The following is a 17,175-nucleotide window of genomic DNA, read 5'->3' on the forward strand; positions in this document are numbered from 1 at the left end:
GAGCAAGTGTTATGCCAGAAGTGACGGGGGGATTGTGGGGCGATGTATTACGCGTAGTAATCCACCGCACTGGAGCCCAGTACCACACGCGGGGCTACGGCCGCTTCGATCGGTTCTTCTTCGCCGCCACTCTCAAGTCGATGACCGCCGGAACGGCTCTGCGACTGCTGTTCCTGGCCTGAGCCCTGCCAGTTGCGCGGCTGGTCCGACACGTTAACGTCGACCTGCCCCATACCCTGCTGAGCCAGCATTTCGCGCAAACGGTGCATCTGACTGTCCAGCGCTTCGCGAACGCCGGCATGGCCACTGACAAAATTGACTTGCGCCGACTGGTCGGCGGCGATGTTGACCCGAATATCCAGACGCCCCAGCTCCGCCGGTTCCAGCTTGATATCAGCCGATTTGAGGTTGGCACTGGACAGGTACATCACGCGGTTGACCACTTCTTCAGACCAGCCGCTTTGGTGCATGGCCAGCGGCTGATTGACCGGCAGCGCATTCACGGTCTTCGGCACCGCGGCCTGGGTCAGGGCCGCCAGGCGATTGGCAAAGTCATCGACCCGTGTATCGCTGGCGGCGTTCTTCAAGTCTTTGAGACCGTCATCAACCAGACCTTTGAAGGCCTTCTCGCCGCCTTCACCGGGGGTGGATTGATCGGCCTCCCCATCGACCAGCATGGCGACCCCGCTGACCTGCCCCTGGGTCGGAGTGGGCGCGGTTTCGCCGGAGGCGTTCCTGACGGGGGTCTGGCTGGAAGGGGAAACATGCCCGCCCTGCTCCATCGCCAGGCGCACGGCTGGCATCGCGTCCAGAGGGTCCGCTTCGGGGTCGAAGGTGTCGTCGGCCACAGGGGCTGGCGCCACTTGAGCCACCAGTGGCGCCACTTGCACCTGTGGGGTATCGGGCACCGCTTCGGGGACCACCTCAACCACCGGGGCCGGGGGTGGCGTCACTGGCTGCAGGGCTGGTGCATCGGTGACTGGGGTTTCGTCACCCGGCTTGCCGGCACGGTCATCCTGATCGGTGCCGGCTGCATCATGGGCCTTGCCGCCAGGCAATGGGTTGCCGCTATCGGCAACAGCTGGCGCCGGATCTGACGCCTTGGCGTACACCTGTGCAAAGTGGTGTGCGTCGGGTTTGACTGGCTGCACAGGGCCGCCCGCCGCTGCTTTGGGTGCAGTAGCGGCAGGTGTCTGAAGCAGTGATTGGGCGGCAAGAGGCATTAACAGGTCTCCGCTGTACGGCTGGCATAGGTACAGGTCAGAGAGTCAGAGCAAGGTTCGGGCCAGCTTTGGAAAAATCAGCCGGCCGCAAAATGGTGAGGTACATAACGCTGGCGTTCGGCGCGATAAAGTCGCCGTACCATTTGGTATTCATCGTCGATCTTGATCACCAGCTCGTGAATGCCGGCCAGTTGCTTTTTTTGCGCACGGTCTTCCAGCAGGCCGCACAAATGCGCCAATCGAATGGCGCCCATGTTGCTGCTGCTGCCTTTGAAGCTGTGGGCAACCAGTGTCAGGTCGCCAGCTTCGCGCGCGCTGTGCAATTGGCCAATACGTTCTTCGGAATCGGAGAGGAAGGTGTCGAGCAGGTCTGCAAAACCGCCTTCCATCACGTCACGTAACGCACTGACCACTTTCGGATCCATATGAATGTCAGACACTTGTTCACTCCTTGATCAAGAATGGCCGGATTATGCCAGAGCCTCCCATGAAAACTCTACGGTCGCGCTGCGACCATCCGGCCCCCAGTGTGCTGCAGGGCACAGCTGACGTACCAGACTTACTCCGCGACCCGACAAACGGTCTATATCGAGGGGCCTGGCCATGACCCTGTCCACATCAAACCCCTTGCCGCTGTCCTCAACCCGGATCACCAGGCGCCCGCCCGCCCCGACCGGCTCAATCTGCAACGACACCCGCACAAAGCCGCTTTGCAGCGAGGCCAAACGCTCATTGCGCTGCTGGTAATAATGCGCAAAACCTTCAACATCGCGCTTGAGACGCGAATCCAGCCCCAGCACCCCATGCTCGAGGGCGTTGGCATAAAGCTCGGACAACACCGCATGAATCACTGGCCCTTGCGCGCGCAGCCCGTGAACCTCCATCAACAATTGCAGCACGTATGGCAGCGGATTGAACCGTTGCAGGCTTGGCGCCCGAAACTCAAAACTGGCCGACCAGTCCAGAGGACTGCATTGACCACTGTCGGAATAGGTCACCGCAGGCACACCCAAAAACGCCGGCAACTGCGAGGTGATTTGCACCATGCTCACGTCATCGCGGGCCTGGCCCTGGAAATCGCACAGGGCCTGCTCGATCTCGGCGATCAACTGCTGCGGCTGACAATTGGCATCCAGCACCCGCTCCAGGCGCTCAACCCCGAACAATTGCTCGTCCGGGCCACAGGTATCGAGCACACCGTCGGTCAACAGCAACAGTTGATCGCCGGGCAGCATGGGCAAGACCTGGGTGCAATGGTCGAACTTCTCCGCCCGCAGTACGCCCAACGGCAAGTGTTGCGAGGTCAATGCCGTGCGCTGGCCGCCAGCCTGCAAATAGCCATCGGGCATCCCGCCATTCCAGACCTCGACACAACGCCGCTGCGCGCTGACACACAGCAACGTGGCGCAGCAGAACATGTCGACGGGCAGGATGCGTTTGAGCTTGGCGTTCATTTCCCGGAGCATTTCAGCCAGGCCATAGCCCTTGGCCGTCATGCTGTAAAACACCTCCGCCAGGGGCATCGCGCCAATGGCCGCCGGCAAACCGTGACCGGTGAAGTCGGCGAGCAGCAAGTGGGTGTCCCCGGTCGGCGTGTAGGCCGCCAACAGCAAATCGCCGTTGAACAAGGCATAGGGCGACTGCAGATAGCGGATATTGGGGGCACTCAGGCAGCCAGAATGCGCCACCCGATCAAACACAGCCTTGGCTACCCGCTGCTCGTTGAGCAAGTAGTCGTTGTGCCGGGCGATCAGGTCACGCTGCTGCACAACCGTTTGTTGCAGACGCCGCAGGCGCTCCATGGGGCTGGTCAATTGATATCGAACAACTTGTCGAAGTTGGAGATACCGAGAATCTTGCGTACGTCAGGGCTGCTGTTGACCACCCGGATATCGGAGTCATCACCGCCCGCGTGTTCGCGCAACAGCAACAGCATGCCCAGCGCCGAGCTGTCGAGGTAGGTGGCGTCTTTCAAATCCACTACCACGCAAGCGGGCCGGGGGTTCAATTCCTCATAGGCACTGCGAAATTCCTGATGTTTGGCAAAGTCGAACCGGCCCTTGATGGCGATTGTCAGCTTGCTGCCATCTGCCGAGACTTCAGATGTCACTGCCATGTGGATGCTCCCGAGGTTGTCCCAGCAACTATAGACGCTCCTGACGAACGGGTGATATGAACCCTTCCTGGCCTGCCAGGGGTGGCAGTTTCCTGCCACCTCTATACACCCTCTGCACACAAAATTACCGACCTGCCCCACTTGTACCTGCCCTGCTTGAAGTGCTTGCCCTGCTTGAACTGCCCGCCCTGACTGCCGCACTAAGTTTATTAGCGGCAAATGCTACGGCTAAATAGGCAATTGAGTCTGCGTTCCCTGTGAATATTCTCTCCCTGACCAGAGGATTTGAAAGGCTGGAAATATCCCCCATGAGTTCAGGAAACTGGTTTTTAAAAAACTCCGCGCGCGGTCCGGATCTATATTTTTCGATGGCTTTAAAAATGGCTTTATCATGTGCACCTGCCGTAAGCGGGGAAGCGTATTGCAAATTACTGGCCAGGACGTCATCCAGAACTTCCTCGGCACCCGGCAAATGCAAAGCTGACATTTCACTTCTTATATATGAAAAGTCTAGCGTTTTTTGGTGATGTGAAAGTTCATGAAGAAGAATGGTTGCATAGAACAGCGGATGATGATCCTGCACACTTGGCTCAGAAATGAATACCCGGCGCGCCAAATCTCTTTGGTCAACAAAGGCGTCAGAGTTTTTAACTCTGGGGGTGCCTGGTAAGTATTTTACAAACACCAATGATTTCAGTTGAGGATCACTTGAAATGGCAGTCAAGTGCTCATCCATTCCTTTATATATTCGTGCAAGTTCCGGCATTGTGTGTTCGCTCTGAAAGCCCTCAGGTCCTGAAATTAGAGTATCTAACGCAATCTCATTCCCTTCGGTAGCGTAACTCCTGCTGATAACGAGTTCCACCACATCAATCGCTTCTTTAACGGCTATCTGTGCCAACTCGATAGCTTTAACGGTTCGACTTGCAAGGCCCGGATTGCTCTTACCAAGGTCTTCAACACCACGACTTACAATTTCCAATTTACGATGACGAAGGGCAGACTCTTCCACCTTATCTACTTTTGAACTTTTCAGCATAAGCCCAGCCACATCATAACCACACACCGGACTGTTTCGAACAAAACAATAACGATTCAACCCATCTATATCGCCCGCCGGATCAGGATTGATCCAACGACACAACCACGGCGCGTAATAACGCAAACCGTAGTAATACAACCCGGTTGCATCACGCTCCTCTCCCGAATAGCGAATCGTTTTGTAGCTGGCCTCAAGCTGATTTCTGGCGGCCCACCAGGCAGTACCGCCAAAAGGGTAATACCCTTCCTGACTGAGGGTGGCAGCCTGATCGTCAAGCTCAAGGGTGCTGGAGCCCAAATGGTCGCTCAGGCTGTAGCGCAACTGGTCAGGGGCGATGCCTGTCGGTTGGCCCTGCTTCCAGTGCAGCAGACGCACACCATTGCGTCCGGCACTTGCACTGATGACATGCAACACTTCACCGCCAGCCACCGCACTATTGTGGCGAATTTCCAGCCCCGGCAAATAACGCACATCGGCCACATGCTCGACATTGGCCGCCTGGCGCAAGGTGACCTTGCGTACGCGTTGACCGCCAGCGTCATACAAGTAGTGCTCACAGTCATCACTGCCATCCACCCGCACCACCGGGCTCACTTTTTGTAACTGGTTGCGCAGATCCCATACCAGTCCTTGCCCCGGTTGCAGTGCTTGCAAGTTGCCGCTGCGATCAAACGCCGTCGCAATTTCCGCTTCGCCGGGCAGTTCACCGTTGCGCTCGGGCAGACTGCGGTTACTGCGCAGCGCAGTCGCCATGCGCAGATTCCAGGACTGAGCACCTTGGTGCGAGAGCCGCTGCATGTTGCCAGCTCTGTCGTATTGGTAAGTCTGGCGATAATTAACCAGTTGATTGGCATCCGCAATTGCCGGCAACCCAGGGCCGCGAGTGGCCGTATCAACTTCACGGCCGGTGGCGCTGATTAACTGATACAGCGTGTCGTATTCATAGGTACTGATGGGCTCGATAACCTGATTGCGAAAGAAGCGTGTTGGCTGAGCGTAATCGTCGATTTGCAGCACATTACCGACCGGGTCATAACGGTAGCGCAGGTCCTGAACACGTGTACCGTCAGCCTTGCAGGCACTGAGTTGCGTCAACAGGCCAGTGGCCGATTGATACAGGTTGCGGCTGATAACACCATTGCCAGCGATCTCTTCAAGCACTTGCCCGAAAGCACCGTAAACGCTGTCACGCAGCAAGATCTGTGGCAATTGGCCGGGTCGCGTAATGCTGCTTTCGACAAGTTGACCCGCCACATTCCGACGCCAGCTTTGCAGGTTGCCTACAGCATCGATCTGATGCAGCTGGTTGCCGAGTGCATCGTATTGCCACGCCGTGCTGTAGCTGTTCTCTTCCAGCACCGCGTCAGGCCAGTCGGGCGCCGTCAACTGCGCCAAAAACTGGCGTGTCTGCTGCTGCACTTGCCCGAGCAGTGAGAAGGACGGTGTGAACTGGCTTCCGGCGCTGTCGTCTTGACGAATCAATTGTCCGCAGCGGTTGCGCGAAACGTCCTCTTGCGCAGTACCGGCATACAGCAAGCGTTCGCGACAGCGCTCATCTGCGCCTTTGGCCCGCTCAAAATAGGCGGCTGGACGCAGCAATGCATCGTACTCGACACGATGATGGCTGCCCCGGTCATCCCAAGCACTGAGGAGCTGACCCGCGTCCCCATTAAACTGGGTACGCCAGCCAGCATCGACATTGTCGGTGTGCAACGCTTGCCCTGACAGGCTGTAGACCGTTGAGTGGTTAGGCTTGACTGTTTCATCTTGCTGCCAGACAGCAAACAGGCGCGGATCCCATTGACGGATCAAGCGCCCGGCCGGGTCATAGGACTGCTGTGTCACTCGGGCCTGCGAAGATTCCTGCGGCGCAGCCCTGTACCAAGACACCGCTCGAACTGACAACCCGCGCGGATCGATCACGGTGAGCGTTGGGGTATGTCGGTGCAGGGATAGATCCACGATAGACCTCCGAAACAGTTTCCAATGGCTGTTAGGAAAGTCTAAGCAAGATCGGGTTTTTTACTAAAAAGGTAGCAGGATTTTCTTACCAGCGGTCACGCACTGAGGCTGGACAACATCTGATCAGATGTGGAGGAAAGTCTTTATAGATGGTTTTGAATGGCACCATTGCTTTGGCAACTTTACAGCCCGTCTGCGACCTGTCGATCAATAGCTGTCCCTGAGCGGCAACCGCTGAGACAGCTCATCCATCAATTTTTGCTCGCGCTTGTCTTCCAGCTGGCGGGCTTCGTCGGCGTAACGCTGAACCAGCTTGCGCAGCCCCTCGACGCGGGCATAGGCCGCCTGCCACGTCTCGCGGGCCTTGTTGAGGTTGTTCTCGTGCCATACCAGGCTTTGGCGCTGCTGGCCGACGGCCGTTTCCAGCTGGCCAAGGAAGTATTGATAGTTGCGCAGCCATTGGCCCGACACGCCCTGGCTGCCGCGATCAACCCACTGCGCCTGGTACTCGCCACGGAAGTTTTCCAGGTCCCCCAGCTTGCTGTTGGCCAGGTTGACCTGCCCTTGAAAGTGCCCCAATCGCTGGGCCGCCGCCTTCTCGGTCTTTTCGGCCATATCGACCACTGGCGCCAGGCGCACTGCCCTTGAATCACCGGCCATCGTCGATTAACCACCCTCTGCCGGGGCGAAGATGCTGCCCAGATGCCCGCCGCTCTCGGCCAGGCTGATGTTGTCGTTCAGCCCTTGGCGCAGGTATGCCTGCATGGCCGGTTGCAGGGCAATGGCGGTGTCGGTTTCGCGGTCGCCGCCCGGTACGTAGGCGCCCACACTGATCAGGTCCCGCGCTTGCTGGAAGCGCGACCACAGCTGCTTGAATTGCTGCGCCCGGCGCATGTGCTCTTCCGTCACCACCGACGGCATCACCCGGCTGATGGACGCTTCGATGTCGATGGCCGGGTAATGCCCCTCTTCGGCCAGACGCCGGGACAGCACAATATGGCCGTCGAGCACGCCCCGCGCCGAGTCGGCAATCGGGTCCTGCTGGTCATCGCCTTCGGACAACACGGTGTAGAAGGCGGTAATCGAACCGCCACCGGCTTCGGCATTACCGGCGCGCTCTACCAGCTTGGGCAGTTTGGCGAACACTGAAGGCGGATAACCCTTGGTCGCAGGCGGCTCGCCAATGGCCAGGGCGATTTCCCGCTGGGCCTGGGCGAATCGCGTCAGCGAATCCATCAGCAACAGGACATTCTTGCCCTTGTCGCGAAAGTATTCGGCAATCCGCGTGCAGTACATGGCCGCCCGCAAACGCATGAGCGGCGCGTCATCCGCAGGTGATGCCACCACCACCGAACGCTTGAGGCCTTCGGTGCCGAGGATATGCTCGATGAATTCCTTTACCTCGCGCCCCCGCTCGCCGATCAGGCCCACCACGATGATGTCGGCTTCGGTGAAGCGGGTCATCATGCCCAGCAGCACACTCTTGCCCACGCCGGTACCGGCAAACAGCCCCAGACGCTGACCGCGCCCCACCGTCAACAAGCCGTTGATGCTGCGGATGCCCACGTCCAGCGGCACGCTGATGGGGTCGCGCTTGAGCGGGTTGATGGTGGGGCCGTCCATCGGCACCCAGTCTTCGGCCTTCATCGGCCCCTTGCCGTCCAGCGCGCGCCCGGCGCCATCCAGTACCCGCCCGAGCATGCTCATGCCCATGGGCAAGCGGCCGTTATCGGCCAAGGGCACCACGCGGGCGCCCGGCGCGATCCCGGCGACGCTGCCCACGGGCATCAGGAAGATTTTGCCACCCGAGAACCCCATCACCTCGGCTTCGACTTCCACCGGGTGAAAGCTGTCGTCGTTGATCACCAGGCAGCGGCTGCCCATGGCGGCGCGCAGGCCTTCAGCCTCAAGGGTCAGGCCGACCATACGCAGCAGGCGGCCTTCGACCACCGGCTGCGCCGGCAACGACACGGCCGGGGCATAGCTGCCCAGGCGCCTGGCAAAGCTGGTGCGCTTAAGGTGCATCGAGGTCGATATCGATGTCAGGCGCCGCCGGATGCAGCGCCTGTTCGTGCAACTGGTCAAACAGTTGGCTCATGGCCAGTTTGATCCTGGTTTCGATGCTGGCATCGATGCGACTGTGTTCGGTTTCGATGCGGCAACCGCCGGGCTGCAGGCTGTCGTCTTCAAGAATCCGCCAGTGCTCGTCATGGCGTTCGCGCAGAGCTTTGATCTGGTCGAAATCCTGCGGATTGATAAACAGCCGAATGTTCTCGGCGCCCATCGGCAACAGTTTCAGGCCTTCACGCAGCACTTTTTCGATCTGTGTGGAGTCGGTTTTCAATTCGCGCTGTATCACTTGCCGGGTCATGTGTTCGACCAGGCCGACCATGGCTTTTTCCAGCTGCTGGTCCTGTTCGGCCAGCGGTGCCAGCAGGCTGCTCATCAAACGCTCAAGGCTGGCAACCTTGGCGTTCAAGGCCACTTCAGCTTCCTGGCGGACTTTGAGCTGGGTGCTGTGAAAACCTTCTTTTTCACCCGTCGCAAAGCCTTCGTTCCAGGCCTCCTGACGAATGCTTTCGAGCTCTTCCAGGGTCAGTGGCTGGACTTCGTCCAGCGGCACCTCTTGCATCTCGACCGGCGGTTCTTCGACCGGTTCGGGTTCAGGCTCTTCGGGCTCGCGCCACGGGTCAAAGCTGGGCAGCCCCCATACATCGAAAGCGCCCACATCCTTGGCACGGATCACATCACCGGGGGACTCGCCGCTGCTCACTTAGATCATCTCTTCGCCGCCCTTCCCGCCGAGAACAATTTCTCCGGCTTCGGCCATACGGCGGGCGATGGTGAGGATTTCCTTCTGCGCAGTTTCAACATCGCTGACGCGTACCGGCCCTTTGGCTTCCAGATCGTCGCGCAGCAGTTCGGCGGCACGCTTGGACATGTTCTTGAAGATCTTTTCCTGGACGTTTTCGTCGGAGCCCTTGAGCGCCAGCACCAGCACGTCCGAAGACACTTCGCGCAGCAGCGCCTGAATGCCGCGGTCATCGACATCGGCCAGGTTGTTGAACACGAACATCAGGTCTTCGATCTGGCCGGACAGGTCTTCGTCGATATCGCGGATCGAGTCCATCAACTGAGACTCCATCGAACTGTCGAGGAAGTTCATGATGTCGGCCGCGCGCTTGACGCCGCCCAGGGAGGTGCGCGCCGCGTTGGAGTTGCCCGAGAACTGTTTTTCGAGGATCTGGTTCAGCTCTTTGAGCGCCGCCGGCTGCACGGTATTGAGCGACGAGACCCGCAGGATGATGTCCAGACGCGCCTTCTGGTCGAAGTGGCCGAGCACTTCGCCGGCCTGGTCCGGGTCCAGATAGGCAACCACAATGGCCTGGATTTGCGGATGCTCAAAGCGGATCACGTCGGCCACGGCCCGCGGTTCCATCCACTTAAGACTGTCGAGGCCGCTGGTGTTGCCGCCCAGCAGAATGCGGTCGATCAGGCCGTTGGCCTTGTCTTCGCCCAGGGCCGAGGTGAGCATTTTGCGGATGTAGCTGTCCGAGCCCACGCCCAGGCTGGTCTGGTCGCCGACGATCTCGACGAACTCGCTCATCACCTGCTCGACCTGCTCGCGGTGCACGTTGCGCATTTGCGCCATGGCCACGCCCACCCGCTGCACTTCCTTGGGCCCCATGTGCCGCAGCACCTGGGCTGCATCGGTTTCGCCGAGCGACAGCAGCAGGATCGCGGCCTTGTCGACGCGGCTGAGTTTGGCGTTAACGGCAGCTCGGTTGTCACTCATCGGCATTGATCCACTCTTTTACTACCTGGGCCACACGGCCCGGATCTTCTGCAACCAGACTCTTGATGGCATTCAACTGAGCGTCATAACCCTCGCTCGGGCTAGGCAGCAGAATGCTTTGCGGACCACCGAGGCTGACGCGGTCGTTGGCCAGTTCGCCATCCATGCCGCCCATGCCGTTCAACTCGGCATCGCTGCCAATCCCGGCCACCTGCTTGCCGCGCCCGGTACCGGTGATGTTGTTGAGCACCGGGCGCAACACGCCAAACACCAGCACCAGGATAAACAGCACGCCCAGCACTTGCTTGAGCACATCCCAGAACCAGGGTTGAGAGTAGAACGGGATGTCGGCGATGACTTCTGCACGCTCGGTGGAGAACGGCACGTTGATCACGCTGACGCTGTCGCCACGGCTGGCATCAAAGCCCACGGCGTCCTGCACCAGACGGGTGAAGCGCGCCAGTTGATCCGTGGTCCACGGCACCTGGGTGATCTCGCCGCTGGCCGGGTTGACGTTGACTTTGTCGTCGATCACCACTGCCACCGACAGGCGATTGACCCGGCCCTGCTGCTGCTTGGTGTGGCTGATGGAGCGGTCCAGCTCGAAGTTGCGGGTCGACTGCGAGCGTTTGTCCGTCGGGTACGGCGCCAGCATCGGCTGACCGGTACCCGGGTCCATGATTTGCTGGCCGTTGGCATCGAGCAAAGGCTGACCCGGCTGGATGGTGCCGGCGGCGGCAGCCTGCCCGGCTTGCTGGGGCGCGGACGCCGGGCTCGGCGGCTGGTTGCTCAATGCACCGGGCACGCCTTGGGGGCCGCTGCTGGCCGTGCGCTGTTCGTTGGTCGATTGTTCGCTGCGCAGGGCCGGTTGATCGGGGTTGAACTGCTCGGAGGTAGACTCCACCGCGCTGAAATCCACATCGGCCGACACTTCTGCCTTGTAGCGGTCATTGCCCAGCACCGGTTGCAGAATGTTGTGCACGCGCTGGGTCAGCATGCTTTCCATGCGCCGGCTGTAATCGAATTGCTTGCCGGCCATGGTCAGTTCAGAGTTTTGCGCCTGATCCGAGAGCAGGTTGCCCTTTTGGTCGACGATGGTGATCTGCGACTTGTTCAGCTCCGGCACGCTGGTGGCAACCAGATTGATGATCGCCAGCACCTGGCCCGGCTCCAGCGAGCGGCCGCCGTACAGCTCAACCAATACCGAAGCACTGGGCTTGCGCTCATCGCGCACGAACACCGAGCTTTTGGGGATTGCCAGGTGCACCCGCGCACCCTTGACGTTGCTCAGGCTGGAGATGGTGCGGGCCAGCTCACCTTCCAGGCCACGGCGATAGCGCGTGGCCTCCATGAACTGGCTGGTGCCCAGGCCCTGGTCTTTATCGAGAATTTCGAAACCGATATTGCTGTCGGTGGGGGTGACGCCTGCGGCGGCGAGTTTGAGGCGCGCGCGGGACACGTCATCGGCCTTGACCAGCAAGGCGCCCGAGTTGGGCTCAACGCTGTAGGCAATGTCTGCAGCGGCCAGGGTTTCCATGACCTGCTTGGCATCCATACCGGCCAGGCTGCCGTACAACGGCCTGTAATCGGGCTGCTGGGACCACAACACCACGGCAAAACCGATCGCCACGCTCGCCGCCAGACCGACCATAAGGCCGACCTGACGCAACATGGTCATATCGGCCAGGTTATCCAGAAAAGACAGGCCAAACAGCGGTTTGCCGCCGGCTGAGCCTGCTTGGGCCGGAACGTTATCCGGGAGTGCATCTGCCATGACTTGATATCGTCCTTAAACCGGCATCTGCATGATGTCCTGGTACGCCTGAACCAACTTGTTACGCACTTGGGTCAACGCCTGAAAAGAGACACTGGCCTTCTGCGAAGCAATCATCACATCTGTCAGATCGACACCGCTCTTGCCGATCTCGAACGCGTTCGACAGCTGGCTCGATGCCTGCTGCGTCTCGCTGACCTTGTTGATCGCGTTGCCGAGCATGTCGGAGAAGCTGCTGGCACCCGCTTCAGGAACGGCCTGCACAGCCGATTTCGGTTGCGCCATGGCGTCCATTTGCATGGCCCGCATGTCCAACATCAATCGATTAAATTCAATACCTTGGCTCATGGACTACTGCCTCCGACGACCCGCATTTTTTTGACACTTTCACAGCGCATACAGTGGTGTAGCAACAAGGGTGCCAGCTCTTTGTCGTTTTATAACAATTAACGTTACAAAACGTCGCAGACAAGGATCACACCTAACCTGTGGGAGCGGGCTTGCCCGCGATGGCATCACCGCGCAACGTCTGATACACCGCGTCGATCAAATCGCGAGCAAGCCCGCTCCCACGCTGGTTTAGTGGCGCTCTCAGGTTGCGGCAAACAGATAAGCCTCAACATCCATCCCCGCATCGCGCATTTGCGCCAGCTTGTAGCGCAGGGTGCGCGGGCTGATGCCCAGGCGCTCGGAGGCTTCCTTGCGCCGGCCACGCTCGGCACGCAAGGTGTCGATGATCATCTGGAACTCGCGCCGGCGCAGATCATCGCCCAACCCCCCCGTCGACTCCGCCACTTCAGCCAACAACGGCTCAATTCGCGCCAAAGGCGGCAACGGTGCGCAGGCCACGGGCCCGGCCAGGCAAAAATCTGCCGCTTCGATCATCCCGTGCTGATGCAAAATCAACGCCCGCTGAATCGCGTTATCCAGCTCGCGCACATTACCCGGCCACGGATACGCACTCAGGCACGCCTTGGCGGCCGCCGAGAACCCCACCGCCGCGTGCTTCATCTTGCCGATGTGCTTGGCCAGCAACCGCTCGGCCAGCGGCAGAATGTCGGCGGTGCGCTCGCGCAACGGGCGCCAGGCCAGCGGAAACACTGAAAGGCGGTAGTACAGATCTTCGCGGAAGCGCCCCGCCGCCACTTCGCCCGCCAGGTCGCGGTTGGTGGTGGCGACCACGCGAATATCCAGCACGATCGGTTTGCGCCCGCCCACCCGCTCCACTTCCCGCTCTTGCAGCACGCGCAGCAATTTGGCCTGCAGGCCCAGGGGCATTTCGGAAATCTCATCGAGCAGCAAGGTTCCGCCATCGGCCTGCTCGAACTTGCCGGCCTGGGCCGCGATGGCGCCGGTGAACGAACCTTTTTCATGGCCGAACAGCGTGGCTTCGAGCATGTTGTCGGGGATGGCCGCGCAGTTGATCGCCACAAACGGGTGATCTACCCGCTTGGAATGCTGGTGGATATAGCGCGCCAGCACCTCTTTACCGGTGCCCGATTCGCCCGAGATCAACACCGTCGCATCACTGCGGGCCACCCGCGCCGCCAGCTCCAGCAACTGCGCACTGGCCGGCTCAACCGCCACCGGGCCTTGCATGTCTGCCGCCCCAAGACTGCCCAGGGCATGACGGGCCACCAGATCGAGCAAGGCCTTGGGCTCAAACGGCTTGACCAGATAATCCACCGCCCCCTGACGCATGGCATCCACCGCACGCTCCACGGCGCCGTGGGCGGTCATGAGCAACACCGGCAATTGAGGCTGGCAGGTGCGCAGCCGGGCGAGCAGTTGATGGCCATCCATGCCCGGCATGTTTACATCACTGATCACCAGGCTGAACGATTCCACCAACACCGCCGCCAGGGCTTCTTCCCCCGAACTGACCGCCCGAAAACCGTGACCTGCCAGCAACAAGGTATCGGCCAGGGCTTCGCGCAATGCGTGATCGTCTTCCACCAGCAGCACGTTAATTCGCATCACCATCAGTTTGCCTCCGCCACACCGGGAATCAGCGGCAAACTGAGCAAGGCGCAGGTGCCACGCCCCAGCCGCGAACGTAACTGCAACTGGCCCTGATGGGCCCGCACCACTGCATTGACGACCGCCAGCCCCAGACCGGTGCCGGTGGCCTTGGTGGTGAAAAACGGCTCACCCAGACGCGACAGCACCCGGGGCTCGATACCGCCGCCGCTGTCACTCACGCACAGCCGCAGGTTGTTGTCGCGACGGTATAGATGAACTTTGAGCCGGACCTGGGGCGCACCGGTTTGCAGGGCGTTTTCGATCAGATTGAGCAACGCGCCGACCAGAGTGTCGCGGTTGCACAGCAACTGGCCGGTATAAGCGTCGCACTGCCAGCGGATTGGCACGCCCTGAACATGGGTCTGGGCCGCGGCCTGCAGGGTTTGCATCAAGACTTTTGGGGTCACCCGGTCCGTCAATGGCAGCTCGCCCCGGGCAAACACCAACATGTCGCGCACCTGATGCTCCAGTTCGTGCAAGCGCTCTTTCAGGCGCCCGGCAAAACGCTGCTGGGTTTCCACCGGCAGCACCTGCTCGGTCAAATGACTGGCGTAAATCAGGGCCGCCGAGAGCGGCGTACGAATCTGGTGAGCCAGGGAGGCGACCATGCGCCCCAATGACGACAAGCGTTCATGGCGGGCCAGTTGATCCTGCAGGCGCCGGGTTTCTGTCAGGTCGTTGAGCAGCACCAGCTGGCCGGGCTCCGCATCCAGCGAACGGGTGGCAATCGACAGGCGTCGCCCGTCCTTCAGGGACACTTCGTGACCATCGTCTTCGCGGGGGGCAAAACTGCGGGCAATCACATGGCGCCACAGTTCGCCGACCAGGGGCAGGCCCAGTAACTCGCAGGCGGCAGGGTTGGCTTCGTGCACCCGGCCGCGATCATCAATCACGATGACCCCGCCCGGCAGCAGGTCCAGGAGGTTTTGCAGCCGATTGGCCAGCCGTTCTTTTTCTGCCAGTTCCGCCATGCGTTGCGCACTGACCACTGCCAGTTCACCTTTGAGCTCAGAGACACGAGCTTCAAGCAGACTGTAGGGATCGGAGGCCGAGGACAACTGGACGGCGGCTTGGGACATGGCGGGTACTCGCTTGGCTGACCGTCATAAAACGGTTCGTTAGACCAAGAGGTGCAATACCCGTGCCTGAATAGAAAACGCGGACCCGCTGCTGTGGGAGCGGGCTTGCTCGCGATGCGGATGGCGTGGTCTTACAGGCGAACCGCAATGATGCGGTCGCGAGCAAACCGCTCCCACAGGTGAGGCGTCAATCCTCCGCCTGTTCCTCGCCTTCGCGACGGCTCATGCCGTACTTGCGCATCTTTTCCACAAGTGTGGTGCGACGGATCCGCAGGCGTTCTGCCGCGCGGGCAACGATGCCATTGGCATCGTCGAGCGCTTGCTGGATCAGGCCCTGCTCCAGCCCGCCAAGGTAATCCTTGAGGTCCAGGCCTTCGGGCGGCAGCATCGCATTGGCGCTGGCCACAAAGTCGGTGTTGGCGTTGTTGATCGCCACGCGCTCTTCCATGTCGCTGCGCAGGCTGTCCACCAGTTGCTCGTCTTCGTCGTCCACGTAGCGGAATTTTTTCGGCAGCTCCACCACGCCAATCACCCCGTACGGATGCATGATCGCCATGCGCTCCACCAGGTTGGCCAGCTCGCGGACGTTGCCCGGCCAGGCATGGCGGCACAGCGACATGATGGCGGCAGAGTTGAAACGGATCGAGCCGCGTTTTTCGTGCTCCATGCGCGAAATCAGCTCGTTCATCAGCAACGGAATGTCTTCGACCCGCTCACGCAGGGGCGCCATTTCGATCGGGAATACGTTGAGGCGGTAGTACAAGTCTTCGCGGAAGGCGCCGACTTCAATCATGCTTTCGAGGTTTTTGTGGGTCGCTGCAATGATCCGCACATCGGCGCACTGGGTCTTGTTGCTGCCCACGCGCTCAAAGGTACGTTCCTGCAACACCCGCAGCAGCTTGACCTGCATCGGCAGCGGCATGTCGCCGATTTCATCGAGGAACAGCGTGCCGCCATTGGCCAGCTCAAAACGCCCGGCGCGGCTGGTGATTGCGCCGGTGAAAGCGCCCTTCTCATGGCCGAACAGTTCGCTTTCCAGCAGCTCGGCAGGTATCGCCCCGCAGTTGACCGGCACAAACGGCGCGTCGCGGCGCCTGGAGTGGTAATGCAGGTTACGCGCAACCACCTCCTTGCCGGTCCCGGACTCGCCGAGGATCAATACGCTGGCATCGGTGTCGGCCACTTGCTGCATCATCTGGCGCACGTGCTGAATCGCCCGGCTGGTACCCACCAGACTGCGGAACAGGTTGGGCTCACGATGGCGGCCGCGCTCGCGGGCCTGGTCGTACATCTCGCGATAGACCTGGGCGCGGTGCAGGGAATCAAGCAATTTGCTGTAGCTGGGAGGCATTTCGAGGCTGGACAACACCCGGCGGCGCTGGTCTTCAGGTAAGTCGACTGAAGAAACTTCACCTAAAAGCATGATCGGCAGGAACTCATCCCACACAGCCAGTGTCTTAAGCAAGCCAGAAAGCCCACCCGCGGTGCTCACGGTGCCTACAAGCACACAGAGCACTTCACGACTGGACGTCAGCGAAGTGACGGCCTGCTCCCATTCGTGGCTAGGGCTGGCCAAATTTTCTTCGCCGAGAAAATTCAGGATCACCGCCAGGTCGCGGCGGCGGACGCTATCGTCATCGATCAGCAGAATTTTGGTTTCACGCCACATGCAATAGCAACTTCCCTAGTCAACTCAATGCCCCGGATGGCAGGGCATATGTAGACGCCCTAACCCTGTTGGATATCTAAGACGACTGAATACAGAATAACGCGCTAGTTAAGTCAAAAAACTGTGCATAGTCAAATTTATGGCGGTTTAAAACGCGATTAACCATATATTTTTTGGGTCTTAACCAAAGAGATGGTAAACCTTTGACGCATTTTTTGCTTGATTGATCTGCCCCATTTGGTCAACGACCGACTGTCGCTCATCGGTCGCCGCCTCCAGCAGCATGCGATACACCACCAACAGCCCTTCCAGATTCTCGCGCAGCACGGCCTCATCCAGCGGCGCTTCGTCCAGCACGTTCTCGACACACACCCGGCAGGCCGAGTCCAACTCGCCGATGGCATCCCAATTGCGCTCGGCCAGAGCATCAATCAGTGCTTCGCGGGTTTCCTGAATTCGTTGCAGTTGGCTCATGACGCACTCCTCGGGCTG

14 protein-coding genes and 1 pseudogene are annotated in these 17,175 nt (G+C 60.1%); all 15 read right to left on the minus strand.

Annotated features, from left to right (window positions below):
- Positions 1–47 precede the first annotated feature (47 nt).
- Positions 48–1,223, minus strand: coding sequence for a flagellar hook-length control protein FliK (locus ACZRMS_RS07925; protein ID WP_463994853.1), 1,176 nt, complete (start codon positions 1,221–1,223; stop codon positions 48–50).
- A 77-nt stretch (positions 1,224–1,300) separates the two neighbouring features.
- Complete coding sequence (locus ACZRMS_RS07930) at positions 1,301–1,663, minus strand: Hpt domain-containing protein (RefSeq protein WP_463994854.1); 363 nt, start codon at positions 1,661–1,663, stop codon at positions 1,301–1,303.
- 30 nt (positions 1,664–1,693) lie between these two features.
- A complete protein-coding gene (locus tag ACZRMS_RS07935) occupies positions 1,694–3,025 on the minus strand; it encodes an ATP-binding SpoIIE family protein phosphatase (RefSeq protein WP_463994855.1) in 1,332 nt (443 codons plus the stop codon).
- An 8-nt stretch (positions 3,026–3,033) separates the two neighbouring features.
- A complete protein-coding gene (locus ACZRMS_RS07940) occupies positions 3,034–3,339 on the minus strand; it encodes an STAS domain-containing protein (RefSeq protein WP_463994856.1) in 306 nt (101 codons plus the stop codon).
- Between the two features lie 124 nt (positions 3,340–3,463).
- Positions 3,464–6,343: an RHS repeat domain-containing protein gene (locus tag ACZRMS_RS07945; RefSeq protein ID WP_463994857.1), complete on the minus strand. Its 2,880-nt coding sequence runs from the start codon at positions 6,341–6,343 to the stop codon at positions 3,464–3,466.
- Positions 6,344–6,550: 207 nt separating this feature from the next.
- Positions 6,551–7,003 (minus strand): flagellar export protein FliJ, encoded by a 453-nt coding sequence (gene fliJ / locus ACZRMS_RS07950; protein ID WP_463994858.1) that lies wholly within the window; start codon positions 7,001–7,003, stop codon positions 6,551–6,553.
- A gap of 6 nt (positions 7,004–7,009) precedes the next feature.
- Entirely contained in the window at positions 7,010–8,368 is a 1,359-nt protein-coding gene (gene fliI, locus ACZRMS_RS07955; protein WP_463994859.1) for a flagellar protein export ATPase FliI, read from the minus strand.
- Positions 8,358–9,116 (minus strand): flagellar assembly protein FliH, encoded by a 759-nt coding sequence (fliH, locus tag ACZRMS_RS07960; protein ID WP_463994860.1) that lies wholly within the window; start codon positions 9,114–9,116, stop codon positions 8,358–8,360. Before fliH ends, fliI begins: the two co-directional genes overlap by 11 nt.
- Entirely contained in the window at positions 9,117–10,139 is a 1,023-nt protein-coding gene (gene fliG / locus ACZRMS_RS07965) for a flagellar motor switch protein FliG (protein WP_463994861.1), read from the minus strand.
- Positions 10,132–11,913: a flagellar basal-body MS-ring/collar protein FliF gene (gene fliF / locus ACZRMS_RS07970; RefSeq protein WP_463994862.1), complete on the minus strand. Its 1,782-nt coding sequence runs from the start codon at positions 11,911–11,913 to the stop codon at positions 10,132–10,134. The genes fliG and fliF overlap by 8 nt, the downstream gene beginning before the upstream one ends.
- A 15-nt stretch (positions 11,914–11,928) precedes the next feature.
- A complete protein-coding gene (fliE, locus tag ACZRMS_RS07975; protein WP_463929751.1) occupies positions 11,929–12,261 on the minus strand; it encodes a flagellar hook-basal body complex protein FliE in 333 nt (110 codons plus the stop codon).
- Between the two features lie 243 nt (positions 12,262–12,504).
- Entirely contained in the window at positions 12,505–13,890 is a 1,386-nt protein-coding gene (locus ACZRMS_RS07980; RefSeq protein ID WP_463994900.1) for a sigma-54-dependent transcriptional regulator, read from the minus strand.
- Positions 13,891–13,895: 5 nt separating this feature from the next.
- Positions 13,896–14,990, minus strand: a pseudogene (locus ACZRMS_RS07985) (sensor histidine kinase); the annotation flags it as partial.
- A gap of 211 nt (positions 14,991–15,201) precedes the next feature.
- Positions 15,202–16,683 (minus strand): sigma-54 dependent transcriptional regulator, encoded by a 1,482-nt coding sequence (locus ACZRMS_RS07990; RefSeq protein WP_463994863.1) that lies wholly within the window; start codon positions 16,681–16,683, stop codon positions 15,202–15,204.
- A gap of 180 nt (positions 16,684–16,863) precedes the next feature.
- On the minus strand, positions 16,864–17,157 hold the full coding sequence (fliT, locus tag ACZRMS_RS07995; protein WP_048360750.1) for a hypothetical protein: 294 nt from the start codon (positions 17,155–17,157) through the stop codon (positions 16,864–16,866).
- Between the last annotated feature and the right edge of the window lie 18 nt (positions 17,158–17,175).

This window comes from Pseudomonas sp. B424, assembly GCF_055408345.1.

Coding starts and splice junctions, on each gene's coding strand:
- fliF (WP_463994862.1), bottom strand. CDS start 11,913: ATGGCAGATGCACTCCCGGATAACGTTCCGGCCCAAGCAGGCTCAGCC.
- fliG (WP_463994861.1), bottom strand. CDS start 10,139: ATGAGTGACAACCGAGCTGCCGTTAACGCCAAACTCAGCCGCGTCGAC.
- ACZRMS_RS07990 (WP_463994863.1), bottom strand. CDS start 16,683: ATGTGGCGTGAAACCAAAATTCTGCTGATCGATGACGATAGCGTCCGC.
- ACZRMS_RS07925 (WP_463994853.1), bottom strand. CDS start 1,223: ATGCCTCTTGCCGCCCAATCACTGCTTCAGACACCTGCCGCTACTGCA.
- fliT (WP_048360750.1), bottom strand. CDS start 17,157: ATGAGCCAACTGCAACGAATTCAGGAAACCCGCGAAGCACTGATTGAT.
- fliI (WP_463994859.1), bottom strand. CDS start 8,368: ATGCACCTTAAGCGCACCAGCTTTGCCAGGCGCCTGGGCAGCTATGCC.
- ACZRMS_RS07935 (WP_463994855.1), bottom strand. CDS start 3,025: ATGGAGCGCCTGCGGCGTCTGCAACAAACGGTTGTGCAGCAGCGTGAC.
- ACZRMS_RS07940 (WP_463994856.1), bottom strand. CDS start 3,339: ATGGCAGTGACATCTGAAGTCTCGGCAGATGGCAGCAAGCTGACAATC.
- fliE (WP_463929751.1), bottom strand. CDS start 12,261: ATGAGCCAAGGTATTGAATTTAATCGATTGATGTTGGACATGCGGGCC.
- ACZRMS_RS07980 (WP_463994900.1), bottom strand. CDS start 13,890: ATGCGAATTAACGTGCTGCTGGTGGAAGACGATCACGCATTGCGCGAA.
- fliJ (WP_463994858.1), bottom strand. CDS start 7,003: ATGGCCGGTGATTCAAGGGCAGTGCGCCTGGCGCCAGTGGTCGATATG.